The sequence below is a fragment of the Ruegeria sp. L12 genome, from assembly GCF_056531745.1.
Genome location: NZ_JBQFMH010000008.1, coordinates 47174 through 73181, shown reverse-complemented (window position 1 = coordinate 73181; position 26008 = coordinate 47174). Strand labels below are relative to the sequence as shown.

Here is a 26008-nt window from a genome sequence, read left to right as displayed (position 1 = left end):
AGACTACGATGACTGAATTGAACGTGAATCGGCGCAGGCTGCTGACAGCGGGCACCACCGCTGGATTGGCCGCAGCGTTCGGACTGCCCATGCTGTCCAAAGAAGCCATGGCGCAAGCGGCCGGCAAGGAGTATGTGTTCCTGTCCATCGTCACGCAGGTGCCGTTCTGGGTGGACTATCGAAATGCAATGGAAGACCTTGAGGAACTGATGGGCATCAAGGCCACATTCACCGGCCCGTTGGATTTCGACACGGCCGCACAAGCACGCCAATTGGATGAACTGATCGCAAGACGTCCCGCAGGCATCCTTATCTTCCCCGGTGATCCGGCCACTCTGGCTCCCGGCGTCGAACGTGCGGTCGACGCGGGCATTCCGGTCACATGTTGTATTGGCGATATTCCCGACAGTCCCCGGTCCACATTCCTTGGTATCAACGGCGTTCAGGCAGGACGTGTCGGCGGTGAAATGCTCGCGCAAGCGATTGGCGGGAAAGGCAAGGTTATCCTCGGCACTTTCCCTGCCCCCTCCACATTGGAGCGGGTCGAGGGGTACAAACAAATCTTTGCTGAGAAATACCCAGATATCGAGGTCGTCGACGTCGTCAACGATAAGGCCGACCCGTCCTATGCGCCGACAGCCTACCTTCAGGCAATTCAGGCGAACCCGGATATTGTTGGCATTGGCGGCACGGACGGCGACAGCGGCAAAGGCGCGGCAATTGCCGTCAATGAGGCAGGACGCAAGGACATCAAGATCGTCGCGATGGACCGAAATGATGATATGCTTCCCTATATCGAAGACGGCACAATTCACGGCGCTGTGGCTCAGAAATCCTATCTTGAGATCTTTCTCGCCTTCCACATGATGCATTGGCAGAACACAGACGCGCTGAAGGTCTTGCCCGATTGGAAGGCGGCTGGCATCAACCCGTTGCCGGAGCGCGTTGAGACCGGGGTTATGCCGATTACGGCCGAAAACGTCGTCCAGTTCAAACACACCTAAGCGATTGTCCCGGCGCATTCGATCGCGCCGGGAACCCGATAGGAGGGGGTACATGTCGGACAGATGGAGCGTTCTTCACCTGCAGCAAAACGATCTGCAACTGACACTCCTGCCCGGCATCGGGGGCCGCCTATGGGATATATACTTCCAAGGTCGCTCCCTCCTATTTCAGAACGCAGATCTCGACGGTTTGGATGTCGATGACACACGGCTTACTGATCTGCCCACACGCTCTCCACAATTTGGTTTTCCGCTCTGGGGCGGAGAGAAGACGTGGATCGCCCCAGATGCATCCTGGGTAAACGGCGCTCCGTTTCCCGTGTTGGACAGCGGCTCTTACCAGATCACTTCAAGAAGCAGCACTCGTATCGACATGACCAGCGCAGTATGCCCGACCTCGCACTTGTCAGTGTCGCGCCGCATCACGCTGACCTCGGCGGAAACCTGGGAAATAGAACACATCGTGGTCAACCATGGGACCTCCTCTCGCCTCACCGGCATTTGGTCAGTCATGATGCTTAACACCCCTGCCAAGATCGGTGTCGGGTTGGAAGACCCCGCGTTTTATCCTGTTTTTGGCTCTTCCGAAGGGATGATAGCTACGCACGGCAAAAGCATTGTCGTGGATTGCAACAGACAGCAGGAATTCAAGGTCGGGCTACCGAACCCAAACGGACGTACAGTGGCGCGGTGCGGCGCTGATGGCCCTCTGCTGATGTGTTCAGTACCAGAACCTCAACAGGGCGATCAATTTGCACACGACTATCCGTTTGAGGTCTTTAACTCGGGCGATTACGCCTATTGCGAAGCGGAGTGGCACTCCCCGGTACGCAACCTCGCACCGAATGAGACGCTGAATTTTCGGCAGACGTTCCGCGTCTTGGCGGAGGAAGATGCATCCCAAATGCCATTGGGACTCGCAAACAACAAGGAATTCCTGTCATGCATGTCCTGATTACAGGCGCTGGTGGGCATCTCGGCCGCAAACTTTTTGACGCGCTAGAAAGCGACCCCGACTACACCGTTTCTGGCATCGACATTCGCCCCGTTGATCATCCCGACATTCACACCGCAGACCTGTCCGACGACAGCAGTTGGGTCAGTTTGCTAAAGGGAGTGGACGTTATCGTGCATCTAGCTGGTGACCGAGAGCCCTCCGCCACTTGGGCCTCCGCGATCAAACACAATATGGATGCAACGCTTTCTCTCTATCACCATGCGGCAGCCATGGGCGTCAGGCGCGTGGTTCTTGCCAGCTCCAACTGGGTTCACGGCGACAAAAGGTTCACGCATCAGGTGCTCAACAGCGCGACACCACCAGGGCCAGTAAACGCCTATGGCATGTCAAAGTTATTCTGTGAACGGACAGGGGCCTACTTCGCCGAGCATCACGGACTATCGGTCATCTGCTTGCGCATCGGCTGGACGCAATGGACTCACGGCAACCAACCCGGCACACACATGGCGATGGGCCGGTGGGGTCAGGAAATGTGGTTGAGTGATCGGGACTTTCTAAGCGGAATGCGCGCCGCAATAGATGCCAAGGATATTTCCTTCGCAGCCCTAAACCTAATGTCAGATAACCCAGGTATGCGCTGGGATATCACCGAAACACGACAAACGATTGGCTACTCTCCAGAGGATGGAAGCCCCGCAAAAATAACATTGGGCATTTCCTTGAGATCCATGCTGCAGCGGCTGTTTACAGTCCGACTCCCCAGCTTTTTCGCGACACGTTTCCCGGATTGGTAGAGTACAAGAAGGCGCAATCGCCGCCTGCGCGATGCAGCCAGAGGGAAACTTGCCAAACAACGTTTCGACGATCTGAGCAAGCGGTTTTCGGCATTTATGACTGCAGAATGGCGATCAGGTCGAGCCTGTACCCTCTTTGCTCACGAGGCGAACCTGAGGCATGAACTGCGTCGCGCCTTGGTTCTTCAGGGCTGGGCGTGGGTATCCGCCAATGACGTTGCAGTCGAGGTTGTAAGCTATGCGTTGGCTCTTGCGGGCGCAAAACGGCCGAGTTGGGATGAAGGACAGCGGATAGTTGAAGAACGATTTGTACAGCGTACCCGCTGCGTGATCTGCCATCGACCTTTGCCCGAGGAACGCCGCGCCTATTGCTCAGATAGGTGCGTGGGTGTTGCGCACACGCGTCGTAATCACCAGCGCAAAGACGACACTCTTCGAGTGCAGTCACATTTGAAAGGACAACGCTGTGAACCTAGATGACCTACCCGGAGACTCATGTGCCTTTTGTGGGGCCAGTATCGAGCATATGCGCGTTACAGCGAAGTACTGCTCTGGACGGTGCCGCCGAAAGGAATTGACCAGGCTTGAGCAAATCGCCCGGTGGGAGAAAAACCAAGGTCGAAAATGTGCTGATTGCGGTGGCTCAATATCTCCGCAGAAAATAGCGGGAACCAAGTACTGTTCGCCAAAATGCTCAAACCGAGCCTCTCATAAACGGTGGGCAAAGCGCGTTAGGCACGAAGCGAAGAAAGGACGGACATGTGTCCATTGTGGCGGCCCGATTGCCATAGAGAAACGAAATGGCACCAAATACTGTTCACCGCATTGTTCTAATGCTCTCTACGTGAATCAGCGCAAAGCGGCTTGGATCGTTTGGAATGCGCTCAAGAGTGAATTTTAAGCGCTATTGGTATTGGCAGTATGTTGGCGGGTAAAACGCAACTTGATCCGTCATTTTGTTTGTTAACAATGACTTAGGGGAGCAAGTGGCGGACCGAGGAGGATTCGAACCCCCGACCCCTTGATTCGTAGTCAAGTACTCTATCCAGCTGAGCTATCGGTCCGCGTTGGTGAGGCGCTGTTTAGACCCGGGGCTGGGCGCGTGCAAGCGGATTCTGCAAAAAAAATTAAAAATTCATGTCACCCCGGGGAAGCCTTATTTCAAAGGTGGTTCCAGCCGGTCCGGTGTCTTTCAAAAACAGATCACCTCCGTGACCGCGCACCAGTTCCTGCGAAATCGCAAGGCCAAGGCCCGAGCCGCCTTTGCGCACACCGCCCTGAAACGGGGTAAACAGATTCTCGCGCGCCTTAGGGGGTAGTCCGGGACCGGTATCGCTGATCTCGATGCACCAATCAGTCTCCAGTTCCGACGCCGTCACCGCGATGCGGCCCGGCTTGCCTGCGGCGACAAGCGCCTGCCGGGCGTTGCGCACGAGGTTCATGATAACGCGGAACATCTGTTCAGGGTCAGCGCGGACCACAAGGTCCTTGGGAACGTCATTGACGATTTCGACGCAGGCATCGGCAATCGCAAGCTGCTCGCTGGCGACAACATCGGCGGCGATATTATGCAGGGGCACCATGGTCAGGGTTGGCGCCGGTTCTTCGGCGCGTCCGAACGCCAGAGTGCTTTCACACAGCGACACCGCGCGCGTGATCGAATTGACCAGCTTGGGTGCCAAACGTGCCACCAGCGGATCGTCGCTGGATTCGATCCGGTCAGTAAACAACTGGGCCGAGGTCAGAATGTTACGCAGATCGTGACTGACTTTGGCGACGGCCCCTCCTAGCTGAGCCAGCCGTTCGCGTTGTTTCAGGGCCTGCGTCAGATCGGTCTGAAGTGTCTGCAACGCCTCTTCAGCCTCGCGCAGTTCGGTCACCTTGGAGTTGGGCGAGATGATGCCCCGCGCATCCTCAGGCGCGCTGGCATAGCGCTGCATGTAGCCCACGACGCTTTTGATTGGGCGCACCAGCACCACGCGCACCGCCAGAAACAGGAAAGACGCCGTAATGATCGAGATCACAAAGGACAGGCCCAGAATACGCAAACCGTAATCCGTCATGGCCATACGCAGAGGTTCGCTGTCCATCGTCACTTCGATCAGCAGGCCTGCATCCTTGACCGGCTCGCCCATCACCCGGATCACTTCGTTTTCAGGGGTAAACAGGCGGGTCGTTGCATCGCGGATCAGAACCCAGGCCCCCGCGCCGCGCAGGTCATAGGTATTGGTGATCTGTTCGGGTATGGGCGACGACAGCATGAGCTGGCGCACTTCATCGCGCCGCAATACAACGTTGTAGACACCGGCATTGGCGAGCAGCTCTGCCTCGAGATCATCGGCGAGCATGTCATCGGCCAGCAAGGCAAGCGAAGCGATCTGGGCGCGTTCCAGCCGGTTCAGCAGGAAATCTTCGCGGAAACGCGCGATCGAGGGCACAAAGATCAGCACTTCGGCCAACATGACGAAGACCGTCGTCAGGATCAGAAATCGGCCCGACAGCGAGTTCACTTTGCGCTCCTCCTCGGGTCAGGGAATCCAGCGCTGGACGAACCTGACCACTCGTTTAACCGTCTGATTCTCAAACAGCCTTGGCGAGAAATAGGCGCCCGCCACGCGTTTGTTAAGCTCTCCAATCGTCGGATAGGGCGAAACCATCGCGGCGATCTGGCCCATTTTGAGGTTATTGGCCAGAGCCAGCGACCACAAGTTGATCAGTTCCCCGGCCTGATGCCCTACGATTGTCGCGCCCACGGGTCGGCCTTTTACGACCATCACCTTAATGAAACCCTTCGTCTTGCGCTCGGAAATGGCGCGGTCATTGTGGTGATAGTCAAAGCGCGCGATTTCCAGCGCATCTCCGTGCGCGTCGCGCGCCTGTGTTTCGCGCAGGCCGACTTGCGCCAGTTCCGGGTCGGTATAAGTGGCCCAGGGAATATGCGCTGTTTTCGCCTTGGACGGCAGACCGAACAGGGCCGAACGGATGATAATCCCCGCCTGATATCCCGCAACATGGGTGAATTGCAGCCCGCCTGCGACGTCGCCGATGGCATAGACCTTGCGGTTGGAGGTCCGCAGCGCCTCATCAACCTTGATGCCGGTGCGCGTCCGGTCGATTCCGGCCGCTTCCAGGTTCAGCCGGTCGATATTGGCCTTGCGCCCGACCGCCAGCAACAGGTGAGAGCCGGAGTAAATCTCGCCATTTTCGGTGACGACCTCGACGGCCCCCGCATTGCCCCGGATCTGGGCCACCATGGCGTTCTCATGGATTGCGACGCCTTCGGCCTTCAAACTGTCCAACACAACCGAGGCGGCCTCGGGGTCATCCTTGCCCAGCGCCTTCATGCCTTCGATCACCGTGACCTTGCAGCCAAGCCGGATATGCGCCTGTGCCATTTCCATGCCGATGGGACCCCCGCCGATGATCAGCAGATGTTCGGGTTTGTCGCGCAGGTCGAATATGGTCTCATTGGTGTAATGCGGCACCTGCTCCAAACCGGGCAGAGGCGGCACCAAAGGCGACGAGCCCGTGGCCACCACGACGCGGCGGGCGGTGATCAGGTGATCCCCGGCCTGCACCTGCGTGGGCGAGACAAAGCTGCCATATTCGCGGATCACCTTGACGCCAAAGCCCTCAAAACGTTCCTGACTGTCCATCGGCTCGATCTGCGCGATCACGTCATGGACGTGATCCTTGGCCGCGGCATAATCGACCTGCGGCACCAAATCCGCGACGCCAAAGGCGGACGCATGTGATTGCCCATAGGCCGCCTTGCCGCTGGCGATCAGAGCCTTGGAGGGGACACAGCCGAAATTCAGGCAATCTCCGCCCATCTTGTGCCCTTCCAGCAGGACGACATCCGCGCCCATCTGGCTGGCCCCGGCCGCCACCGACAGCCCGCCCGACCCGGCACCGATCACCAGGATATCGGTCTTCAACTTCTGCATGGATCAGGCGTCCTTTCGGCCACGGAGGGATTTGATGACAATCGGCAACGCTGCCAGAACACACAAGCCGATGATGGGACCAATGACAAACGGTTCCCACAAAAGCGAGACGTCCGGGGTCTCACCCCGGTCGAACACACCGCCCAACCCGACGCCAATCCAGGTATAGACGATGCCACCCGGGATGATGCCCAGCGCCGTGGTGAACAGAAAGTTGCGGAACTTCACCCCCACCAGCGCAGGCACCAGATTGGCCACAAAGAAGGGTACGACGGGCACCAGACGTAGCAGGAACAGGACCGAGATTTCGTTTTCACGCAGCCCGTCCTTCAGTTTCTTGACCGTCCCTTCCGAGGCCTCCAGCCGCGCCGTAAGCGACTCGCCCAGCCCCCAACGGGCGGCCAGAAAGATCGCAGAGGCGCCGATAGTTGCAGCGACTACGTTGAACACCGTTCCGGCGAACAGACCAAACAGGAACCCACCGGTCATCGAGGCCACAGCCGCACCGGGCAGCGAAAAGGCGACAATCACGATGTAGATCCCCACAAACGCGGCGGCCATGGCCCAGTAGTTGGCGTCTCGCCACGCCAAAAGCGCCTCGCGGTTGTCGCGCAGGGTCTCGAACGTCAGGTAATCGCCCAGGGTGAAGAACCCGACCGCTGCAACGGTGAGAATCACCAGCAATGGAATATGCCGCGCAAATCTGCCACGCGCGGTCTGAGTCGTGTCACTCATCACGTTGTCCGGTTTGGTACGTTTCATTCTGCCTACAACATGCGACGCCCCGGGGTCGGGCAACAGAGGCCTCACGCGGCGTTGATGTTTATGGCAGGAAATGTGAGGGTTTCGGGGGCTCGAACCTGTTTTTTGAAACCTTTTGCTGGTGCCGGTATCAGAATTGTTGCAAAAGGCACCAAAACCCCCACCTAGGGGTTTGACTTACCCCCCGCTACCCAGTAGAGGACGGGCTTCGAACACTAGGGCCAGGCGAATCCGCGCCGCACCCACCGCTATAGATTGGAGACGGAGCGATGAAACGCACCTATCAGCCTTCGAACCTGGTTCGCAAACGCCGCCACGGTTTCCGCGCGCGCATGGCCACCAAAGCCGGCCGCAAGATCCTGAACGCGCGCCGCGCACGCGGCCGCAAGTCGCTGAGCGCGTAAACCGCTCACCGATCAGGTTATGAACATGACGCCGCCGGAGGCCCCTGAGGATGGTAGCAACCAGCCGAGGGTGAAGCCCCCGGCGGCGTCCGTTTGCGCGCCCGAAACTCTGACCGTATTACAGAATCGCTCGGATTTTCTGAAGGCCGCGCGGGCAAAGCGGCAGGGCACATCCTCGATGATGGTGCAGGCGCGGAAACGTGGCCCGGATGAGGCCCCGGGCATTCGCGTCGGATTCACCTGTTCCAAAAAGGTCGGCAATGCCGTGGCCCGCAACCGCGCCAAGCGCCGCCTGCGCGAAGCTGCGCGCGCGGTTCTGCCGGTTCAGGGTCTTGCGGGCTGGGATTACGTGTTGATCGGCCGCGCCGAAGTCACCGCTGCCCGCCCCTTCGAGGCGCTGAAAGACGATCTGCGCTATGCCCTGCGCAAAATGCACGGCGGGGGAAAATGAACCTGTTTGCGCATATCCTTGCATTGCCCGTCCGGGCCTATCGGCTGATCTTCAGCCCATGGGTCGGGTTCAATTGCCGCTATCAACCGACCTGTTCGGCCTACGCCCTTGAAGCACTGGAAAAGCATGGACCCGTCAAAGGCACATGGCTGGCTGCGCGGCGTATCGGCCGGTGCCATCCGTGGGGCGGCGATGGCTATGACCCTGTGCCCGACGAATAACACCGCCCCTTGCCCGGTTCACCAAGCTAAGATAGGCCCGCCCAATGTTCGATGAAGCCGACGACATCCATCCGCTCTTTGCCGATGCGCCCTCGACCACCGAATACAAGAAGCTGCGCAAACGCATCGTACGCCAAACCCGCGAAGCCATCGAGCATTATGGGATGGTGGATCGCAGCACCGAGGGCAAAACACCCCGGTGGCTGGTCTGTCTGTCGGGCGGCAAGGACAGCTATACCCTTCTGGCGGTGCTTTATGAGCTGAAATGGCGCGGGCTGCTGCCAGTTGACCTGCTGGCCTGCAATCTGGATCAGGGTCAACCGGGTTTTCCCGCGACCGTCCTGCCCGAGTTCCTGAGCCGTATGGGCGTGCCCCATCGCATCGAATATCAGGACACTTATTCCGTTGTCATGGACAAGGTCCCACAGGGCCGCACCTATTGCGCGCTATGTTCGCGTTTGCGACGGGGCAATCTCTATCGGATTGCGCGCGAGGAAGGCTGCTCGGCGGTTGTGCTGGGTCACCACCGCGACGACATCCTCGAGACCTTTTTTATGAACCTGTTCCACGGCGGGCGGCTGGCAACAATGCCGCCCAAACTGGTGAATGAGGAAGGGGACCTGTTCGTTTACCGCCCCCTCGCCCATGTGGCCGAGGCGGATTGCGGGAAATTCGCCAATGCGATGAACTACCCCATCATTCCCTGTGACCTGTGCGGCAGTCAGGACGGGCTGCAACGGCAGCAGGTAAAGCAGATTCTCGACCAATGGGAAAAGAACGCGCCGGGGCGTCGGCAGGTGATGTTCCGGGCACTGACCAATGCCCGCCCCTCGCATCTGCTGGATCCCAAACTGTTCGATTTCGCGAACCTTTCGCTCGATCCGATTCAAAAAGACGAAAATTCGGACGAAATTCCGCAGCTGCGTTAACGTCTGACTCAGATAGCTTTCCTACGGTTGGCCTGTGCGATCCACGATCCTGCGGAAGGCCGTCAAAAACCGATGCGGAAAATTGTCTCTGTTGACCGAATTCTTGAAACGCTGCGCACTGCCCTGACCGGGCCACAGGCGCTTGCCTTTGTACCTGCCGCCTGTCTGGCCGCTTTCTGGCTGGGCGGAGAGGTTTCCTTGCTGGTCACAGCGCTTGGCCTGCCACTGGTCAGCGCCGCGACCGGCTGGGGCGATCGGCTGCATAAGGCGACCAGCCCGGGCGTGCGGCCTTCGGGCTTGGTTGCAAACGACGTGTTTCAGGCCGAGATGCAGGTTCTGAGCGAGATCGCGAAGGCTCGTGGTGAAAACGCGGCCTGCATCGCCGTGTCGCTGGATGACTATGCCGATCTTCTGGATGTGCATGGGCAAGCGGCCGCGAACCATGTCGCTTTGCAATTCAGTGATCGGATTCTGGCGATGATCCGAAATCATGATGTCTTTACGCAGATGGGCCAGAACCGGTATTTGATCGGCCTTCAACCCTCGCCCCATCTTGATCTTGAGGCCTGCATCCAGACGTCGGGTCGCATTCAAAGCGCGATTGAGGACCCGGTGTTGCTGAGCGGCGCCAGCGTCTACCTGTCCTGCTCGGTCGGTTTCTGTCTGCTGTCCGATCTGCAGGAGGCGGATGCGCAGGAATGGATCGACGGGGCCAGCGCGGCCCTGTCCGAGGCGCAGCGTAATGGCCCCTCAAACATCCGTGCCTATTCGACCGAAACGCGACGCCGGTCGCTGGTCCGGGCCAATCTCAGACGGGATTTCGAGACCGCGCTGGATCAGGGTGAGATCCGCCCGTGGTTTCAACCGCAGATCTCGACCGATACCGGCAACATCACGGGCTTCGAGGCGCTTGCCCGTTGGGAGCATCCGGGGAAAGGGGTTCTTGGCCCGCAGGTGTTCCTGCCCTTTGCCGAACAGGCCGATCTGATGGAACGTCTGGGTCAGGTGATACGGCATCACGCGATCGAGGCCATGCAGAAATGGGATCGCGCCGGTCTGGCCGTGCCTAGGATCGGCGTCAATTTCTCATCCGATGAGCTGCGCAACCCCGGCCTCGTCGATCGGTTGAAGTGGGAGCTGGACCAGTTTGACCTGACCCCGGACCGGCTGGTGGTGGAAGTTCTGGAAACCGTGTTTTCGCGCCGCCCCGACGATGTGATCACCCGGAATGTCACCAGCCTGTCCGCGCTTGGGTGCTGCATCGACCTTGATGATTTCGGCACCGGCCATGCGTCGATCGCATCAATCAAGCGGTTTGACGTGTCGCGCATCAAGATTGACCGTTCCTTCGTGGCCAAGGCGGATCAGGACCCCGGCCAGCAGCAGCTTGTCAGCGCCATCTTGACCATGGCGGAACGGCTGAATCTCGAAACTCTCGCCGAAGGTGTCGAGACCGCCGGAGAACATGCGCTGATGGCACAATTGGGAAGCGACCATGTTCAGGGCTTTGGCATCGCCAAACCCATGCCGTTTGAGCAGACACAGGATTGGATCGTCGCACACAGGGCCAAGATCAAGGGGGCCCCCAAGATCAGCCGCAAATTGGGTTGAATCGGCGATTGTGACCCAACGAATACCGGGTTGCGGCGAATTGGCGGGCGATTCCGCTTGACCTTTGGGGCTGCACTCTGTTGAACCCAGCGGGTGTGTTTCACTGCTTAAGGTGGCTGTCCCCGATGGACGATCAGAATAAGAATCTCATCCTCGCAACCGCGCTCAGCTTTCTGGTGATCCTGGTCTGGTTCGTCCTGTTCCCACCGCCGGAACCAACCGCGACACAAGAAGAGGCCGGGATTGCAACCCTTGAAGAAGATCAGGTTCAAACACCCAATGCCGCAGGCACGGTTGGGGAAGCGACCGCTGCTGCAGACGAAGCACTGCCCGAAGAACAAGCCCCGCGTGTCGAGATCGACACGCCGCGCCTGAAAGGCAGCCTGTCGCTGTCCGGTGGCCGCATCGATGAGCTGTTTCTGAAGGACTACAAAGTCTCGATCGACGAAGGCGCACCTATCGTCGAATTGCTGTCGCCGGTTGGTTCGGACTCTGCCTACTACGCGCTTTATGGCTGGGCTCCCGGCTCTGGCGTAACCGGCAGCGACGTTCCGGGCCCCAACACCCTTTGGACGCTTGAACAAGGCGACGCACTAGGGGTGGGTACACCGATCACATTGGCCTGGGACAATGGCAATGGCCTGACCTTCCGCCGCACCATCTCGGTTGACGAGGACTATATGTTCACGGTGGCCCAATCGGTCGAAAACGCCACCCAGTCCGAGGTCAGCATGGCCCCCTATGGCATTCTGGCCCGCCATGGCATCGGTGAAGATGGCGACCTGCCGGGCCTCAAGAATTTCTTCATCCTGCATGAAGGCGTGATCGGCATGGCCGACGGCACCCTGACCGAGGTCGATTATGGCGATGTGCGCGATTTCGACATCGACCCGAATGAGCGTGCGCAAGCCGAGGTCTATCAGGTCAAGGAAGATGGCTGGATCGGCTTCACCGACCACTATTGGATGACCACGCTGATCCCCGACCCCGGCTCGGCCTTCAAAGCCGCCGCCAAATATGACTCGCGCCGCAAGATTTATCAGACGGAAACTGTGCTGCCGACGCTGACCGTGGCCCCGGGCGCAACCGAAGAGGTCAGCACCCGCTTGTTCGCCGGTGCCAAGGAATGGGAAGCCATTCGCGAATACCAGAGCGAAGGCGTGCAGAAGTTTATCGACAGCATCGACTGGGGCTGGTTCTTCTTCCTGACCAAGCCGATCTTCTGGCTGCTGCACAACATCAACGCCCTGATCGGTAACATGGGCTGGTCCATCATCGGCCTCACGCTGATCATCAAGGCGATCCTGTTCCCGCTGGCCTTCAAATCCTACGTCTCGATGGCGAAGATGAAGGAACTGCAGCCGCAGATGGAGGCCCTGAAAGAGGCTGCCGGCGACGACCGTCAGAAGATGCAGCAGGGCATGATGGAGCTGTACAAAAAGGAAAAGGTGAACCCCGCCGCGGGCTGTCTGCCAATCCTGATGCAGATTCCGATCTTCTTCTCGCTGTATAAAGTGATTTTCGTCACCATCGAACTGCGCCAAGCCCCCTGGTTTGGCCCGTTCCAGGACCTCAGCGCGCCGGATCCGACCTCGATCTACAACTTCTTTGGCTGGTTGCCTTGGGCGGCGCCCGCGCCCGAAAGCTTCATGGCGCTGATCTTCATCGGAATCCTGCCGCTGTTGCTGGGTATCTCGATGTGGCTGCAGCAGAAGCTGAACCCGGCACCAACCGATGCGACGCAGGCGATGATCTTTGCCTGGATGCCGTGGGTGTTCATGTTCATGCTGGGCGGTTTTGCCAGCGGCCTGGTGGTTTACTGGATCGCGAACAACACGATCACCTTCACACAGCAGTACCTGATCATGCGCAGCCAGGGTTACACGCCCGATGTGTTCGGCAACATCAAATCCGGCTTCAAGCGCACCCCCAAGACGGGCGACAAATGAGCGGAGCGGTCACCGACCTGTGGCGGCATCCGATCAAAAGCCACGGGCGTGAAAGCCTTGATCACGTCACCATGACCCCCGGGCAGACCATGCCCGGGGATCGTGTTTGGGCGGTCGCACATGAAGCCTCTGCAGCGGACGGGTCGGAATGGGTGCCCTGCGCCAATTTCAGCCGAGGGGCCAAAGCGCCCGGCCTGATGGCGATCTCGGCACGGTTGGACGAAGACACCGTCACTCTTAGCCATCCGGACAGACCGGATCTGAGCTTTGCGCCGGACCGCGACCAAGACCGTTTTCTGGAATGGGTGAAACCGTTGATGCCGGCGGACCGGGCGGCCTCGGCCCGGATCATTCGCGTCCCCGGGCGCGGCATGACCGACAGCGATTTTCCGTCAATCAGCCTGTGCAACATGGCCTCGCACCGGGCCGTCGAACAGAAGCTCGGCTGCGATCTGTCCATCGCACGCTGGCGCGGCAATGTCTGGTTCGATGGCCTGCCCCTTTGGGAAGAATTCGACTGGATTGGCAAGGACATCCAGATTGGCGAGGCAGTGTTCCACGTGCGCGAACGTATCACACGCTGTCTGGCGACCACCGCCAACCCCGAGACGGGTGTGCGGGATGCGGATACGCTGGGCGCGCTGAACAGCTGGGACCACCAGGATTTCGGCGTTTATGCCGAGGTGATCCAAGGCGGCACGATCCGCGTCGGAGACAAGGTTCAGATACTATGACCACCCTGCCCTTCCCATTGGCCGAAGACCCGGACACCTTGGCGCTGGAACATGGGCGCAAGCTGTTTGCCGGACCGTCGGAGTTTGTCAAAGGCGTGGTCGCCATGAACGGCCTGCCCGCCCCGGATCGGCTGGAGGTCTGCTTTGCGGGCCGCTCGAATGTCGGTAAATCCAGCCTGATCAACGCGCTGACCGGCACCAAGGGGCTGGCCCGCGCCTCGAACACGCCGGGCCGTACGCAAGAGATCAACTTTTTCACCCAAGGCCCCGAGCTCTATCTGGTCGACCTGCCCGGCTATGGCTTTGCCAATGCGCCGGTCAAGGTGGTCGAGAAATGGCAGCGACTGCTCAAGCAGTATCTCGCCGGGCGGCAAACCCTGCGCCGGGCCTTTGTACTGATCGACTCGCGCCACGGGGTGAAACCGGTGGACAATGAAATCATGAAGCTGCTGGACACCAGCGCCGTGACCTTTCAATGCGTGATGACCAAAGCCGACAAGGTCAAAGCCAAGGACCGGGAAAAGGTGCTGGATCAGGTCCGTGGCGCCTTGTCGAAACACCCCGCTGCCTACCCGGAAATCGTCCTGACCTCGTCCGAGAAGGGCGACGGCATTCCGACCCTGCGCTCGATCATCTCGCATCTGGAATAGCTTGCCTCTTGGCAGCCCCGTCCAAACGCCCTAACAGGGTGGACCAGAGGACAGACAGCCATGAAGACACGAGACATGAACCGGGACTGGATCGCCACCGCCGCCACTTTGAACAGCGCACTGCCTTATCTGCAGCGCTATGACGGGGCTATCGTCGTCATCAAGCTGGGCGGACACGCCATGGGCAGCGACGAGGCGATGGAAAGCTTTGCCCGCGATGTGGTGCTGATGCGTCAAGTGGGAGTGAACCCGGTCGTGGTGCATGGCGGCGGTCCGATGATCAATGCGATGCTGGACAAGCTGGACATCCAGTCCGATTTCGTGGGCGGCAAGCGTGTCACTGACAAAGCCACCGTCGAGGTGGTCGAGATGGTGCTGTCCGGCCTTGTGAACAAGCGCATCGTGCAGGCGATCAATGATCAGGGTGGCATGGCCGTGGGCCTGTCGGGCAAGGACGCCAACCTGATGACCTGCGATCAGACCGATGCCTCGCTTGGCTTTGTTGGCACTCCGGTCGAGATGAACCCGAAGGTCCTGCACGATCTGTTCTCGCATGACATGATCCCGGTGATCGCACCCCTGGGTGCGGGCCGCAATGGCGAGACGTTCAACGTCAATGGCGACACGGCTGCGGGGGCGATTGCCTCGGCATTGAAGGCCGACCGCCTGTTGCTGCTGACCGATGTCTCGGGCGTCAAGAACGCCGCCGGAGAGGTCGTGACCGAACTCAAGGCCGGCCAGATCCGCGAGATGACCCGCGAAGGCACCATCGCGGGCGGGATGATCCCGAAAACCGAAACCGCGCTGGACGCATTGCACAGCGGCGTGCGTGCAGTGGTCATTCTGGATGGTCGCGCACCCAATGCGGTGTTGCTGGAACTGTTCACCGAGCACGGTGCCGGATCGCTGATCCGCCCCGACTGACGCCTATGTGAACTGGGCAGGCTTGTGTCGGGCATAGATATGCCTGAACATGAATGTGTGGAAAATGAAACCATCATCCGCCTGAGCACATTTCTGGTGCTCTTTGCACTCTTTGCTGCCGCTGAAGCGCTGGCACCGCGCCGAGCACGCAAATGTGTGCGGAGACGGCGCTGGCTGACCAACCTGTCAATCACGATATTGAACGCCGTGACACTGAGGGCCATGGCGATTGGCTTTCCACTTCTTGCGGTGGGGGCTGCCATCGACGCGGGTCAGAACGGTTTGGGATTGTTCAACAAGCTCGATTGGCCTGATTGGTTCGAACTTGTTCTGAGTATTCTGGTTCTCGATTTTGCGATCTGGCTTCAGCATCTCGTGACCCACAAGGTGCCAATGCTGTGGCGCTTGCATCGGGTGCATCATGCCGACCGGGATATGGATGTGACAACGGCCATTCGCTTCCATCCGATTGAAATCGCATTGTCCATGGTCCTCAAACTCGGGCTGATATACGTGTTGGGACCCAGTGCGGTGGCAGTCATTCTGTTCGAGATACTGCTGAATGGCACAGCATTGTTCAATCACTCCAACCTGAAACTCCCCCTTGCTGCGGACGCCGTATTGCGTAGGGTTCTCGTGACGCCTGATATGCACCGGGTGCATCATTCAGTCCTTCGGGAAGAACATGACAGCAACTACGGTTTTGCTCTTTCGATCTGGGATCGGCTGCTGGGAACCTACGTGGCACAGCCCGGTGACGGGCATGACAAAATGGAAATAGGGCTGCAATGGCAAGACGATCGGCCAACACAACTGGGGTGGAGCCTGTTGCTTCCGTTTCGACGAAAGTGACATACTCAGACATCAGGGAAGCTGCCATTAAGGCGGGCCTGATCGTTATGGGCGCTCAACACCCCAGAACCAGCGGTGCAGCACAGCTGAACAGTGGTACGCTGGTCCTGCTTGGAACCGCTGCGGAATTCTGGCCCGCACTCAAAGCCTCGCCCGAGTGGGCAGATGGCAAAGAGAATCCCGTAGACCGTTGGTCCACGCGTGTCGTTGGGCAGATGGCCTCTGAGCTGGGCGCAACGCCCTACTACCCGTTTGGCGGCCCGCCTTATGCACCGTTTATTGACTGGGCGCTGAAATCCGGGCGTACGTTCAGCAGCCCCGTGGGAGCTTTGGTGCATGATACGGTCGGCATGCTGATCTCATACCGGGGGGCGCTGCATTTTGGCGAGGAATTCGCAATCCCCGAAACAACTGCTGCCTCTCCCTGCACGACATGCCCCGCCCCCTGCGCGCAGAGCTGCCCGGTAGAGGCATTGAATGACCGCAGCTTCTATAACGTCGACGCCTGCCACGGCTATCTTTCCACAGCCGAAGGGCAAACCTGCATGACCGGTGGCTGCCTGGCCCGCCTTGCCTGTCCGCTGAGTGACGGCGCAGGACGTGATCCGGAACAGTCCGCCCACCATATGAGGGCCTTTCACCCCTCATGACCCGCACCCTGATCCTGATGCGCCACGCCAAGTCCAGCTGGGATGACCCGTTCCAGATCGACCATGACCGCCCCCTGAATAAACGCGGTCGCAAATCTGCCCCCGCCGTGGGCGCATGGCTACGGCAGAACGATTGGCTGCCGGATGAGGTGATCAGCTCTACCTCGGCCCGCACGCGCGAGACCTGGGACCGGTTGGGGCTTGAGGCCGCCATCATGACATTCACGCAGAACCTGTATCATGCGGGGGCGAACGACATGCTTGCGGTTCTGCGCGGGGCCGAAGGACAGGCTGTTTTGATGCTCGGTCACAATCCGGGCATTGCTGTGTTTGCCGAAAGGATCGTGCGGCACCCGCCGGACCATGCCAGATTTCATGACTACCCGACCTGCGCGACGACCGTGATCCGGTTTGAAGTTCAGAACTGGATGGATGTGACATGGCACAGCGGCGCTGTCGAGGGTTTCACCATTCCGCGCGAGTTGCTGTAATGAATAAAGGCGGGGTAAAACCCCGCCTTTTCATCTGTTTCGCCGGGATCAGTGCCCCAGAATCTGGCTGAGGAACAGTTTGGTCCGTTCGCTCTGCGGGTTGTTGAAGAACTCTTCCGGCTCGTTCTGTTCCACGATCTGACCGGCATCCATAAAGATCACGCGGTTGGCGACCTGACGGGCAAAACCCATCTCGTGGGTCACGCACAGCATGGTCATGCCTTCCTCGGCCAGTTCGATCATGGTGTCGAGCACCTCTTTGATCATCTCGGGGTCCAGCGCCGATGTCGGTTCGTCGAACAACATGATCCGCGGCATCATGCACAGCGAGCGGGCAATCGCCACACGCTGCTGCTGTCCACCCGACAGCTGACCGGGATATTTCAGCGCCTGATCTGGGATTTTCACCTTTTCCAGGAAATGCATCGCGCGCTCTTCAGCCTCTTTCTTGGGCGTTTTGCGCACCCAGATCGGGGCCAGCGTGCAGTTTTCCAGAATGGTCAGATGCGGAAACAGGTTGAAGTGCTGGAACACCATGCCAACCTCGGACCGGATCTTGTCGATGTTCTTCAGATCATTCGACAGCTCGGTCCCGTCCACGACGATCGTGCCCTGCTGGTGTTCTTCCAGCGCATTCAGACAACGGATCAGGGTGGATTTGCCCGACCCCGACGGCCCCGCGATCACGATCCGCTCGCCCTGATTGACGGTCAGATTGATGTCGCGCAGCACGTGAAAGGACCCGTACCACTTGTTCATGTTGCTGATTTCGATGGCGACCTCGTCGCTCACCTGCATTTTCGAGCGGTCGATTTCGCGTTCAATTGCAAGTTCAGACATATGTTGAACTCCTTAACGATGGCCAGTCTGAAGCTTGCGCTCCAGATACATGGAATAACGGGACATGGAGAAGCAGACGACGAAGAACAGAACGCCAATAAAGGCAAACAGTTCCCAGTAGACGCCATTCCAGGCGGTATCGGCACGGATGCCGTTGGTCAGACCGATCACGTCGAACAGACCGATGATCGAGACCAGCGTGGTATCCTTGAAGATGCCGATAAAGGTCGACACGATGCCCGGGATCGAGATTTTCAGAGCCTGCGGCATGATGATCAGCCGCTGCGCCTGCCAGTAGTTCAGGCCCAGACTGTCGGCCCCTTCGTACTGACCGCGCGGCAGGGCAGCCAGACCACCCCGGATCACCTCGGCCATATAGGCGGCCGAGAACAGGGTCATCATGATCATCACCCGCAGGATGATATCAAAATTGGTGCCCGGCGGCAGGAACAGGTTCAACAGCAGCGAGGCCACGAACAGCAAAGTGATCAGCGGCACGCCCCGGATGAACTCGATAAAGCCCACGCAGAGGTATTTGACGATCATCAGATCGGACTGACGGCCGAGTGCCAGAACGATACCGATGGGCAACGAGACACCGATAGCCACAACGCCCAACAGGATCGCCAGCATGAAGCCACCAAAGTCACGGCTTTCAACTGAGGCAATACCGATCGGAACGATTGAATTGATCGTGTCTGCAACCGAACCGGCGGCAAACAACCACCAAAGAACAGGCAATACGATCGCCAGGATCAATGCCGCCAGCGAACCTGCGATGGGAAGCAGAAGCTTGTACGCAAAATATCCAATTGCAAATCCGGCGGCGACCATCAGTGGCCCCCAGATGCTGCCACCCCACATCAGCCAAGGCAGAAGGAACGGATAGGCCGCAGTCACGAAAAGAAGTTTGCGCGGTAATTTGGTGAACAGCACCGGCGCAATCGCGACAAGCAACAGGATGAAAGTCAGATTCGGCCGAAAATAGGCGGGCCAGCCGCCGGCCTCAGGCGGGTTAGACCACGTTGCATCCGGGTGCGCCGGGTAAGGCGGATAAAAACCGTACAGCAATTGCAGCCACCGGTCCTTGATAACACCCCAGCAGGCATGACCATGCGTATCGCCCCATGTCGCCATCATGATCTCACGACATTCTGACAGGGAATTGGCGTTCCAAACGGATTCGAACGTCCAAGCCAGGATGTTGGAAAGCACGTAGTAGATGAAGTACAGCGAAATGATGGTCAGAATGGCGTTGAGCCAGCTTGAGAACAGATTGTGCCTGATCCAGCCCAGTACGCCCACCTCTGAGGCGGGTGGCGCCTGTTCCGGCAACATTTCCGTGCGGACAAATGAAACATCACTCATATTACCGCTCCACCAGTTTGACACGGTTGTTGTACCAGTTCATCACCGCCGAAATGCTCAGCGAGATGGTCAGATAGACCAGCATCAGCAGCAGAACACATTCCAGTTCACGACCGGTCTGGTTCATGGTGATGCCACCAAGGGTACCCGTGATGTCCATATATCCAACCGCGATCGCCAGCGACGAGTTCTTGGTCAGGTTCAGATAGTTCGAGATCATTGGCGGAATGATCACCCGCAATGCCTGCGGCAGGATCACCAGACGCATCGTGCGGCCCGGGCGCAGGCCCAGTGCAGATGCCGCCTCGGTCTGGCCTTTCGAAATGGCCAGAATACCGGCACGCACGATCTCGGCGATGAAAGCTGCGGTGTACAGCGACAAGGCCAGCCACAGGGCAATCAGCGAGTTCCGCAGGTGGGTACCGCCAGTGAAGTTAAAGCCCTTCAGCTCGGGATAGCCCAGATGGAAGCCCAGTGCGGTCAACAGGATGCCCGACGGCACAAACAGCAAGCCCAGTTGGATGTGCCAGATGGTCGGACGATCACCGGTTGCTTCCTGCGTGGCATTGGCACGGGCCGACACTTTGCGCATGGCAAAGATGCTGCCGCCAATAACGATCAGGAAGGCGATCAGATCCAGCGAAACATCAAAGCGCAGGCTCGACGTGCCAAACAGGTGGATGTCGCCCAGACCGCGCGAGAACAGAAACTCGGGGATATAGACCCCGCGATTGGTCACAGCAACCGTGCCGAACAGGTCCATCGTGGCTTCTGGATTTTCACCCCGGAAGGCGCGCGGAGCAGGCAGGCTTTCGATCAGGATCGCCATGGCGAACACGATCCAAAGCAGAACCGGAACGTTGCGGAACATCTCGACATAGACGGTCATGATGCGGGCGACCAGCCAGTTGTTCGACAGGCGCAGAACACCAACCATGACGCCGATGATCGTTGCCGTGATACAGCCCAGAACAGCCACAACCAGCGTGTTCAGCAGACCTATTAAGGCCGCACGCAGATGGGTATCGCGCGAGTCGTATTCCAGCAGGCGTTGGTTGATGTCATAGCTCGACGGCTCGCTGAAAAAACCGAAACCGACTGTTCGGCCCAGCGTTTCAAGGTTCTGAATGGTGTTGCTAATAATCCAGGCTGCCAGAAGCATGAACCCGATCATTGCGATGACTTGGATGGTCGCAGATCGGTACCGCGTATCGTAAAGGAGCATGGACAGCCGGAAGTGCTCCTTCGGCGGGTCAGTAAGAGTCGTCATGACCTATGTAATCCCCGTAACGTCCCATTTTTGTCGACAGAGTTTGTCTCTGCTCAATCTGTGCGGGACTGTTTATTTGTCTTCGCAAAAAAGGGCGCAGGTTGCCCTGCGCCCTTTTCCGTAAGCGTCTTAGCGGAACGGCGGTGCGTACAGCAGGCCGCCATCGGTCCACTGTGCGTTCAGACCGCGTGCCAGACCGATCGGGGTTTCTTCACCGATGTTCTTGGCAAAGACTTCGCCATAGTTGCCGCCGACCTTGATGGCGCGCTGCGCCCAGGTCGCGTCCAGACCCAGCATCTCGCCCAGGGTGCCTTCGCTACCCAGCAGACGGTTTACTTCGGGGTTGTCCGTACCAGCCGACATCTCGTCGATATTGGCGGACGTGACGCCCATTTCTTCGGCTGCGATCAGCGCGTTCAGCGTCCAGCGGACGATATCGCCCCACTCGTTGTCGCCGTGACGGACCAGCGGCCCCAGCGGCTCTTTCGAGATGATTTCGGGCAGAATCACGTGATCCGACGCGTTTTCGAACGTGGCGCGGGTTGCGGCCAGGCCCGAGGCGTCGGTGGTGTAAACGTCACACGCACCAGCCAGATACTGCTGTTGTGCTTCGGCGTTGGTTTCGATCGGAACCGGCTCGTAGCTCATGTTGTTGATGCGGAAGAAATCCGCCAGGTTGAGCTCGGTGGTGGTACCGGTCTGAATGCAGACAGTCGCGCCATCCAGTTCCTTGGCCGAGCTTACGCCCAGAGCCTTGGGAACCATGAAGCCCTGACCATCGTAGTAGTTGATGCCGACGAATTCGAACTTCAGGTCCACATCGCGGCTGAAGGTCCAGGTGGTGTTACGGGCCAGCATGTCGATCTCACCCGATGCAAGCGCGGTAAAGCGTGTCTTGCCGGTGGTGGGAATGAATTCGACAGCGCTCGGGTCGTCCAGAACGGCGGCGGCTACGGCGCGGCAGACAGCGACATCGAAGCCCTGCCATTCGCCATTGGCGTCAGGGCTGGCAAAGCCGGGTACGCCGGTGGCGACACCACAGTTCAGCTTGCCGCGCGCCTTGACGTCGTCAACGGTCCCCGCCACAGCAGCGCCAGCTGCCAGACCTGCAATCGTTGCAACGCCCAAGATTACGGATTTTTTCATTTTTACCTCTTCCTGATTTTCTATCCCTTTCAGGGACAGTTCTATCCGGCGCATAGGCACCAGAAAGGTTACCCAAAAGGTATCTCCCCTTTAGTGGCCCGAGTTTGGGCGTATTCATCAACAAACGTCAAGGGCCGGATCAGCGAAATCGATAGGCCGACGTTAGGGATTTTGGGGCAAAAAAGGTAATTCAGATAAAAGAAGTCTCAGGAAGAGAGATCAAAGAAACGTTTTGCATGCAAAAATGCGGCCTCCTTGATCCGGGCGGCGGCATCCGCTTCGTCATCGTGACCCCACTGCTCGATCTGCCAAAGCTCATCAAGTCTGGACATACGCCAGATGTCCTCGGGGTTGCGCCAATCCTCAGCTGCGGCGAACCCAAGAAGCAATGAACCGGACAAGCTGACAAGGTCGTGGAACGCTGCCAGTTGAAACGGGGTGAGGGCATGAACCCGCGTGCGCAACGCCTCCAGCGCGACGGGATTTTGGGGTTGGTGCACGACCCCGGCACGCGGAACCAGCCGCGCGCCCAACGCCTCGGCGGCCCAATCGAGCGCCGGGTCCCATGCTTCGGCCTGCCGGGTCTGAAGCGCCTCGGGATGTGTCGCGCGATAACACAGCAAATCCGAATCGCCGTAATCCGCTAGCATATCGGCAACTTCGCCATGCTGGTGGCCCACCTTATCAATGGCTGCGTTGGCGGAACGGGTGAAGGGCATGGTGGTCGGATCGACCTCTTTTTCCTGCGCGTCCCATTCGGCCGCAACCGCCTCGGCCATTGCCTGCGTGGGCAGAACCAATGCCGCCTTGGCAGGCGTTTTCACGCGGCGGCCATCCAGTTCGACCGTGTGGCCGCCTTCGGTCTCCACCACCGTACTGGAGGTCCAGAAGCGTTTGGGTTTCCAGTCTCTCATTTCATTCGCCCCAAATCCTGGCCAGTTCTGCTGGCAATTGTTCAAAACTCTCGATCACCGTATGCGCCGCACCCAACGCGGATCGGTCATGATAGCCCCAGTTGACCCCGATGCCGGTGACCCGTGCGGCAGCGGCCATCTCCATGTCAAAGCTGGTATCCCCGATCATCGCCGCGTGCTGCGCCAAAACGCCGGTTTCCGCCAGAGCGGTTTCGATCATGGAAGGATGCGGTTTCGACGGGTGATGATCCGCCACTTGCCGGGTTACAAAAAACCGCTCCAGATCATGCGCCTCGAGCAGCGCCTCCAGACCGCGCTGAGATTTGCCTGTGGCAACGCCCAGCAGAACCTCGTCACGTCCGTGCAATGCCTCGATCACATCGCGCGCGCCGGGATAGAGCGGCGAACTGGCCGCACCCTGTTCAAGCCGTTGCGCATGATAGGCCTGTTTGTAACCCTCGACCAATTGCATTTGCACGGTGTCTGATTGGTCCGGCGCAAGACGTGCCATCGCATGCGGCAAGGACAGGCCGACAATGGACAGGATGGCTGCGCGATCCGGCACCGGTAGCAAAAGCGCCTGAAAACAAGCGGTCATCGCCGACACAATCGCCCCCTGACTGTCGACCAGAGTGCCATCCACATCGAACAGAACCAGCCGTAGCGGCGCGGTCATCGCAGTTCCTCGAACGGGTCATCCGCGGCAAGGTCTTCGGTCCAGCCCAGCGTGTCCCAGCTGTGTTTCATGTGATCCGGAAGCGGCGCGGTGATCGAAATGGCTTTGCGGGTCATCGGGTGTTCAAAGGACAGACGCCGCGCATGCAGGTGCAACTTCTTGCTGATGATGCCACCCAGTTGCGCGCCCCAGCCATCGCCGAGGTTTTCCTGCCCCGAGCCACCATATTTCCCATCCCCGATGATCGGGTGCCCAATGGCCGCCATATGTGCGCGCAGCTGATGGGTGCGGCCCGTGACCGGCTCCATCGCCACCCAGGCTGCGCGCCCGGCGACACGATAGAGCGTGGCGTACAGCGTATGCGCCCGTTTCGCGCCGGGCGTATCGTTGACCTCGCTGGAATGGACGGCGATCATCTTCTCGCCTTCGCCCTGCTTGCCATGACCCGAGGCCTTGACCAGCCCGGTCTTGATCTCACCCAAGTAGGGAGTGGGCACCCCGGCCACCAGCGCCCAATAGATCTTGCGCGTGTTGCGATGCCGGAACGCCGCGGTCAGCCCCTTGGCCGCTTCGCGCGTGCGGGCCATCAACAGAACGCCCGAAGTATCCTTGTCCAGCCGGTGCACAAGACGTGGGTTCTCGTCATAGCCAAACCGCAGTGCCTCGGACAGGCTGTCCACGTGGCGGGTCTGACCGCTGCCGCCCTGAACCGGCAGGCCATGCGGCTTGTTGAGCGCCAGAACGTGGTCGTCTTTGTAGATCACGCAGGACTGGATCATCTTCGTATCCGCATCCGAGATACTGCGCCGCACTTCAGCCGGTTTGTGATCAGCATCCGGCAGGGGTGGCACACGCACGGACTGCCCGACCTCCAGCCGGGTCGAGGCTTTCACCCGTCCGCCATCAACCCGCAACTCACCCTTGCGGCACATCTTCTCGATCCGGCCCTGACTGACATGCGGGAACAGGCGGCGCAGCCAGCGATCCAGCCTCTGGTCGCCGTCACCTTCTGCCACCGTGATCATCTGCACGCCACTCATGCCATTGCCCCTTGCGCCGCGCGGCTGATCCGCCCGGAATTTACCCGTTTCAGTGCCTTAGAAAACATGCGCGTCTGTCGCGCGCATTGGACGAAGAGTCAACCCGAGCCTATCGCGCGTTCCGTTGCGCACGCAGTTTCGAAAAATAGTCCAGCCGCTTTTTCAACTCACGCTCAAAACCGCGCTCGACCGGCTGATAAAGCTCGGGCCGCTCCATGTCGTCGGGGAAATAGTTCTGCCCGGAAAACCCGTCTTCGGCATCGTGATCATAGGCATAGCCCGCGCCATAACCCTGATCCTTCATCAGTGATGTCGGCGCATTCAGGATATGTTTGGGCGGCGGCGCGCTGCCTGATTGCTTGGCCAACCGCATCGCGGCCTTATAGCCCACATAGGTCCCGTTCGATTTCGGGGCCAGCGCCAGATAGACCACAGCCTGCGCCAGCGCCAACTCACCTTCGGGTGAACCAAGGCGTTCGTAGGTTTCCCATCCCTGCAAACAGATCGCCTGTGCCTGCGGATCGGCCAGACCAATGTCTTCGACCGCCATGCGGGTCAGGCGACGGGCCAGAAAGCGAGGGTCTTCCCCGCCCGTCAGCATCCGCGCAAACCAATAGAGCGCCGCATCGGGATCGGACCCGCGCACTGATTTGTGCAGCGCCGAGATCAGATTGTAATGCTCATCCCCCGATTTGTCGTATTTCGAGGCCCGCCGCATCAGCCGCGTCGACAACGCTTCGGGTGTCAATGCAGCTTCGACATTCCATGCGGCCACCTGTTCGATCAGGTTCAACAGCGCCCGTCCGTCGCCATCTGCCATCTCCTGTAGCGCATCCCGTGCTGCCGGGGTCAGTGGCAAGGCGCGGCCCAGCTCTTTCTCGGCGCGTTGGGTCAGACGTTCCAGATCGGCAAGACTGAGCCGTTCCAGCACCAGCACCTGCGACCGGCTGAGCACAGCGGCGTTCAGCTCGAACGAAGGGTTCTCGGTCGTGGCTCCCACCAGCAGGATGGTGCCATCCTCCATATGCGGCAGAAACCCGTCCTGTTGCGCCTTGTTGAATCGATGGATTTCGTCGACGAACAGCAGCGTGCCCTGCCCGTTCTGACGCCGGATTTTTGCCGCCTCGAAAACCTTCTTCAGGTCCGGCACGCCGGTGAATATCGCACTGATCTGAACAAAATGCAGATCGGTCTCTTGTGCAAGAAGACGCGCGATGGTGGTTTTGCCGACCCCCGGCGGGCCCCAGAATATCAGGCTGGAAAGACCGCCCGATGCCAGCATGACCCCCAGCGGCGCATCCGGGCCCAGAACCTGTTCCTGCCCGATCACCTCGGCCAGCGACTGCGGGCGCAGCCGGTCGGCCAGCGGACGGTGCAGTGCGGCCGCAGGTTCGGACGACCCGGTATCGAACAGATCCGCCAA

Annotated in this window: 27 protein-coding genes and 1 tRNA gene; 15 read left to right on the top strand and 13 right to left on the bottom strand. The window is 59.3% G+C overall.

Annotated features, from left to right (window positions below):
• Positions 1–8: 8 nt before the first annotated feature.
• Genes ACR0K9_RS13775 through ACR0K9_RS13765 form a run of 3 tightly spaced genes read left to right on the top strand, consistent with a single transcriptional unit; the run spans position 9 to position 2756 of the window.
• Positions 9–1004 (top strand): substrate-binding domain-containing protein, encoded by a 996-nt coding sequence (locus ACR0K9_RS13775; RefSeq protein ID WP_480823971.1) that lies wholly within the window; start codon positions 9–11, stop codon positions 1002–1004.
• A 52-nt stretch (positions 1005–1056) separates the two neighbouring features.
• Entirely contained in the window at positions 1057–1959 is a 903-nt protein-coding gene (locus tag ACR0K9_RS13770) for a hypothetical protein (protein ID WP_480823969.1), read from the top strand.
• Positions 1947–2756, top strand: a complete 810-nt coding sequence (locus tag ACR0K9_RS13765) for an NAD-dependent epimerase/dehydratase family protein (protein WP_480823967.1) — start codon at positions 1947–1949, stop codon at positions 2754–2756. The genes ACR0K9_RS13770 and ACR0K9_RS13765 overlap by 13 nt, the downstream gene beginning before the upstream one ends.
• 114 nt (positions 2757–2870) lie before the next feature.
• On the opposite strand, the gene ACR0K9_RS13760 is transcribed toward ACR0K9_RS13765, so the two are convergent.
• The 5 genes from ACR0K9_RS13760 to ACR0K9_RS13740 all read right to left on the bottom strand — a co-directional run bounded on the left by ACR0K9_RS13760 (position 2871) and on the right by ACR0K9_RS13740 (position 7438).
• Positions 2871–3095, bottom strand: coding sequence for a hypothetical protein (locus ACR0K9_RS13760; RefSeq protein WP_480823965.1), 225 nt, complete (start codon positions 3093–3095; stop codon positions 2871–2873).
• Between the two features lie 648 nt (positions 3096–3743).
• A tRNA-Arg gene (locus ACR0K9_RS13755) sits at positions 3744–3820 on the bottom strand.
• A 63-nt stretch (positions 3821–3883) separates the two neighbouring features.
• Positions 3884–5266 carry an ATP-binding protein gene (locus ACR0K9_RS13750; RefSeq protein WP_480823963.1) on the bottom strand — a complete coding sequence of 461 codons (1383 nt, stop codon included), beginning with the start codon at positions 5264–5266 and terminating at the stop codon, positions 3884–3886.
• Positions 5267–5284: 18 nt separating this feature from the next.
• The gene (locus ACR0K9_RS13745; RefSeq protein ID WP_480823961.1) at positions 5285–6703 is read right to left on the bottom strand and encodes a dihydrolipoyl dehydrogenase family protein; all 1419 of its coding nucleotides are present in this window, start codon (positions 6701–6703) and stop codon (positions 5285–5287) included.
• Between the two features lie 3 nt (positions 6704–6706).
• Positions 6707–7438, bottom strand: coding sequence for a TVP38/TMEM64 family protein (locus ACR0K9_RS13740; RefSeq protein ID WP_480824195.1), 732 nt, complete (start codon positions 7436–7438; stop codon positions 6707–6709).
• A 296-nt stretch (positions 7439–7734) separates the two neighbouring features.
• On the opposite strand from ACR0K9_RS13740, the gene rpmH reads away from it, so the two are divergent.
• The 12 genes from rpmH (at position 7735) to ACR0K9_RS13680 (ending at position 17331) form a co-directional block, all read left to right on the top strand.
• The gene (gene rpmH, locus ACR0K9_RS13735; protein ID WP_005980833.1) at positions 7735–7869 is read left to right on the top strand and encodes a 50S ribosomal protein L34; all 135 of its coding nucleotides are present in this window, start codon (positions 7735–7737) and stop codon (positions 7867–7869) included.
• A gap of 25 nt (positions 7870–7894) precedes the next feature.
• Complete coding sequence (gene rnpA, locus ACR0K9_RS13730; protein WP_480823959.1) at positions 7895–8320, top strand: ribonuclease P protein component; 426 nt, start codon at positions 7895–7897, stop codon at positions 8318–8320.
• Positions 8317–8541, top strand: coding sequence for a membrane protein insertion efficiency factor YidD (gene yidD / locus ACR0K9_RS13725; RefSeq protein WP_480823957.1), 225 nt, complete (start codon positions 8317–8319; stop codon positions 8539–8541). Before rnpA ends, yidD begins: the two co-directional genes overlap by 4 nt.
• A gap of 44 nt (positions 8542–8585) precedes the next feature.
• A complete protein-coding gene (ttcA, locus tag ACR0K9_RS13720; RefSeq protein WP_480823955.1) occupies positions 8586–9470 on the top strand; it encodes a tRNA 2-thiocytidine(32) synthetase TtcA in 885 nt (294 codons plus the stop codon).
• Positions 9471–9542: 72 nt separating this feature from the next.
• Entirely contained in the window at positions 9543–11081 is a 1539-nt protein-coding gene (locus tag ACR0K9_RS13715; protein ID WP_480823953.1) for a putative bifunctional diguanylate cyclase/phosphodiesterase, read from the top strand.
• Between the two features lie 125 nt (positions 11082–11206).
• Positions 11207–13030: a membrane protein insertase YidC gene (gene yidC, locus ACR0K9_RS13710; protein WP_480823951.1), complete on the top strand. Its 1824-nt coding sequence runs from the start codon at positions 11207–11209 to the stop codon at positions 13028–13030.
• Positions 13027–13764: an MOSC domain-containing protein gene (locus ACR0K9_RS13705; RefSeq protein WP_480823949.1), complete on the top strand. Its 738-nt coding sequence runs from the start codon at positions 13027–13029 to the stop codon at positions 13762–13764. Before yidC ends, ACR0K9_RS13705 begins: the two co-directional genes overlap by 4 nt.
• Positions 13761–14414: a ribosome biogenesis GTP-binding protein YihA/YsxC gene (gene yihA, locus ACR0K9_RS13700; protein WP_480823947.1), complete on the top strand. Its 654-nt coding sequence runs from the start codon at positions 13761–13763 to the stop codon at positions 14412–14414. Before ACR0K9_RS13705 ends, yihA begins: the two co-directional genes overlap by 4 nt.
• A gap of 60 nt (positions 14415–14474) precedes the next feature.
• Positions 14475–15338: an acetylglutamate kinase gene (gene argB, locus ACR0K9_RS13695; protein WP_480534642.1), complete on the top strand. Its 864-nt coding sequence runs from the start codon at positions 14475–14477 to the stop codon at positions 15336–15338.
• Between the two features lie 57 nt (positions 15339–15395).
• Complete coding sequence (locus ACR0K9_RS13690) at positions 15396–16190, top strand: sterol desaturase family protein (RefSeq protein ID WP_480824193.1); 795 nt, start codon at positions 15396–15398, stop codon at positions 16188–16190.
• A gap of 47 nt (positions 16191–16237) precedes the next feature.
• Entirely contained in the window at positions 16238–16840 is a 603-nt protein-coding gene (locus tag ACR0K9_RS13685; protein ID WP_480823945.1) for a ferredoxin, read from the top strand.
• Entirely contained in the window at positions 16837–17331 is a 495-nt protein-coding gene (locus tag ACR0K9_RS13680; protein ID WP_480823943.1) for a SixA phosphatase family protein, read from the top strand. The genes ACR0K9_RS13685 and ACR0K9_RS13680 overlap by 4 nt, the downstream gene beginning before the upstream one ends.
• A 48-nt stretch (positions 17332–17379) precedes the next feature.
• Here the strand turns inward: ACR0K9_RS13680 and ACR0K9_RS13675 are convergent, their stop codons facing one another.
• The 8 genes from ACR0K9_RS13675 to ACR0K9_RS13640 form a co-directional block, all read right to left on the bottom strand.
• Positions 17380–18171 (bottom strand): amino acid ABC transporter ATP-binding protein, encoded by a 792-nt coding sequence (locus ACR0K9_RS13675; protein ID WP_480534637.1) that lies wholly within the window; start codon positions 18169–18171, stop codon positions 17380–17382.
• Between the two features lie 12 nt (positions 18172–18183).
• Positions 18184–19539, bottom strand: a complete 1356-nt coding sequence (locus ACR0K9_RS13670) for an amino acid ABC transporter permease (RefSeq protein ID WP_480534635.1) — start codon at positions 19537–19539, stop codon at positions 18184–18186.
• A gap of 1 nt (position 19540) precedes the next feature.
• Entirely contained in the window at positions 19541–20809 is a 1269-nt protein-coding gene (locus ACR0K9_RS13665; protein ID WP_480823941.1) for an amino acid ABC transporter permease, read from the bottom strand.
• A 129-nt stretch (positions 20810–20938) separates the two neighbouring features.
• A complete protein-coding gene (locus tag ACR0K9_RS13660) occupies positions 20939–21955 on the bottom strand; it encodes an amino acid ABC transporter substrate-binding protein (RefSeq protein ID WP_480534630.1) in 1017 nt (338 codons plus the stop codon).
• A gap of 206 nt (positions 21956–22161) precedes the next feature.
• Positions 22162–22869 carry an ATP12 family chaperone protein gene (locus tag ACR0K9_RS13655; RefSeq protein WP_480823939.1) on the bottom strand — a complete coding sequence of 236 codons (708 nt, stop codon included), beginning with the start codon at positions 22867–22869 and terminating at the stop codon, positions 22162–22164.
• A gap of 1 nt (position 22870) precedes the next feature.
• Positions 22871–23545 (bottom strand): HAD-IA family hydrolase, encoded by a 675-nt coding sequence (locus ACR0K9_RS13650; RefSeq protein WP_480823938.1) that lies wholly within the window; start codon positions 23543–23545, stop codon positions 22871–22873.
• On the bottom strand, positions 23542–24585 hold the full coding sequence (locus tag ACR0K9_RS13645) for an RluA family pseudouridine synthase (RefSeq protein WP_480823936.1): 1044 nt from the start codon (positions 24583–24585) through the stop codon (positions 23542–23544). The genes ACR0K9_RS13650 and ACR0K9_RS13645 overlap by 4 nt, the downstream gene beginning before the upstream one ends.
• A gap of 109 nt (positions 24586–24694) precedes the next feature.
• Complete coding sequence (locus ACR0K9_RS13640) at positions 24695–26008, bottom strand: replication-associated recombination protein A (RefSeq protein WP_480823934.1); 1314 nt, start codon at positions 26006–26008, stop codon at positions 24695–24697.

Excerpts from the sequence above, each read along its gene's own strand:
- ACR0K9_RS13775 (WP_480823971.1), top strand. The coding sequence starts at position 9 with ATGACTGAATTGAACGTGAATCGGCGCAGGCTGCTGACAGCGGGCACC.
- ACR0K9_RS13770 (WP_480823969.1), top strand. The coding sequence starts at position 1,057 with ATGTCGGACAGATGGAGCGTTCTTCACCTGCAGCAAAACGATCTGCAA.
- ACR0K9_RS13765 (WP_480823967.1), top strand. The coding sequence starts at position 1,947 with ATGCATGTCCTGATTACAGGCGCTGGTGGGCATCTCGGCCGCAAACTT.
- ACR0K9_RS13760 (WP_480823965.1), bottom strand. The coding sequence starts at position 3,095 with ATGGCAGATCACGCAGCGGGTACGCTGTACAAATCGTTCTTCAACTAT.
- ACR0K9_RS13745 (WP_480823961.1), bottom strand. The coding sequence starts at position 6,703 with ATGCAGAAGTTGAAGACCGATATCCTGGTGATCGGTGCCGGGTCGGGC.
- ACR0K9_RS13740 (WP_480824195.1), bottom strand. The coding sequence starts at position 7,438 with ATGAGTGACACGACTCAGACCGCGCGTGGCAGATTTGCGCGGCATATT.
- rpmH (WP_005980833.1), top strand. The coding sequence starts at position 7,735 with ATGAAACGCACCTATCAGCCTTCGAACCTGGTTCGCAAACGCCGCCAC.
- rnpA (WP_480823959.1), top strand. The coding sequence starts at position 7,895 with ATGACGCCGCCGGAGGCCCCTGAGGATGGTAGCAACCAGCCGAGGGTG.
- yidD (WP_480823957.1), top strand. The coding sequence starts at position 8,317 with ATGAACCTGTTTGCGCATATCCTTGCATTGCCCGTCCGGGCCTATCGG.
- ttcA (WP_480823955.1), top strand. The coding sequence starts at position 8,586 with ATGTTCGATGAAGCCGACGACATCCATCCGCTCTTTGCCGATGCGCCC.
- ACR0K9_RS13715 (WP_480823953.1), top strand. The coding sequence starts at position 9,543 with ATGCGGAAAATTGTCTCTGTTGACCGAATTCTTGAAACGCTGCGCACT.
- yidC (WP_480823951.1), top strand. The coding sequence starts at position 11,207 with ATGGACGATCAGAATAAGAATCTCATCCTCGCAACCGCGCTCAGCTTT.
- ACR0K9_RS13705 (WP_480823949.1), top strand. The coding sequence starts at position 13,027 with ATGAGCGGAGCGGTCACCGACCTGTGGCGGCATCCGATCAAAAGCCAC.
- yihA (WP_480823947.1), top strand. The coding sequence starts at position 13,761 with ATGACCACCCTGCCCTTCCCATTGGCCGAAGACCCGGACACCTTGGCG.
- argB (WP_480534642.1), top strand. The coding sequence starts at position 14,475 with ATGAAGACACGAGACATGAACCGGGACTGGATCGCCACCGCCGCCACT.
- ACR0K9_RS13685 (WP_480823945.1), top strand. The coding sequence starts at position 16,238 with ATGGGCGCTCAACACCCCAGAACCAGCGGTGCAGCACAGCTGAACAGT.
- ACR0K9_RS13680 (WP_480823943.1), top strand. The coding sequence starts at position 16,837 with ATGACCCGCACCCTGATCCTGATGCGCCACGCCAAGTCCAGCTGGGAT.
- ACR0K9_RS13675 (WP_480534637.1), bottom strand. The coding sequence starts at position 18,171 with ATGTCTGAACTTGCAATTGAACGCGAAATCGACCGCTCGAAAATGCAG.
- ACR0K9_RS13670 (WP_480534635.1), bottom strand. The coding sequence starts at position 19,539 with ATGAGTGATGTTTCATTTGTCCGCACGGAAATGTTGCCGGAACAGGCG.
- ACR0K9_RS13665 (WP_480823941.1), bottom strand. The coding sequence starts at position 20,809 with ATGACGACTCTTACTGACCCGCCGAAGGAGCACTTCCGGCTGTCCATG.
- ACR0K9_RS13660 (WP_480534630.1), bottom strand. The coding sequence starts at position 21,955 with ATGAAAAAATCCGTAATCTTGGGCGTTGCAACGATTGCAGGTCTGGCA.
- ACR0K9_RS13655 (WP_480823939.1), bottom strand. The coding sequence starts at position 22,869 with ATGAGAGACTGGAAACCCAAACGCTTCTGGACCTCCAGTACGGTGGTG.
- ACR0K9_RS13650 (WP_480823938.1), bottom strand. The coding sequence starts at position 23,545 with ATGACCGCGCCGCTACGGCTGGTTCTGTTCGATGTGGATGGCACTCTG.
- ACR0K9_RS13645 (WP_480823936.1), bottom strand. The coding sequence starts at position 24,585 with ATGAGTGGCGTGCAGATGATCACGGTGGCAGAAGGTGACGGCGACCAG.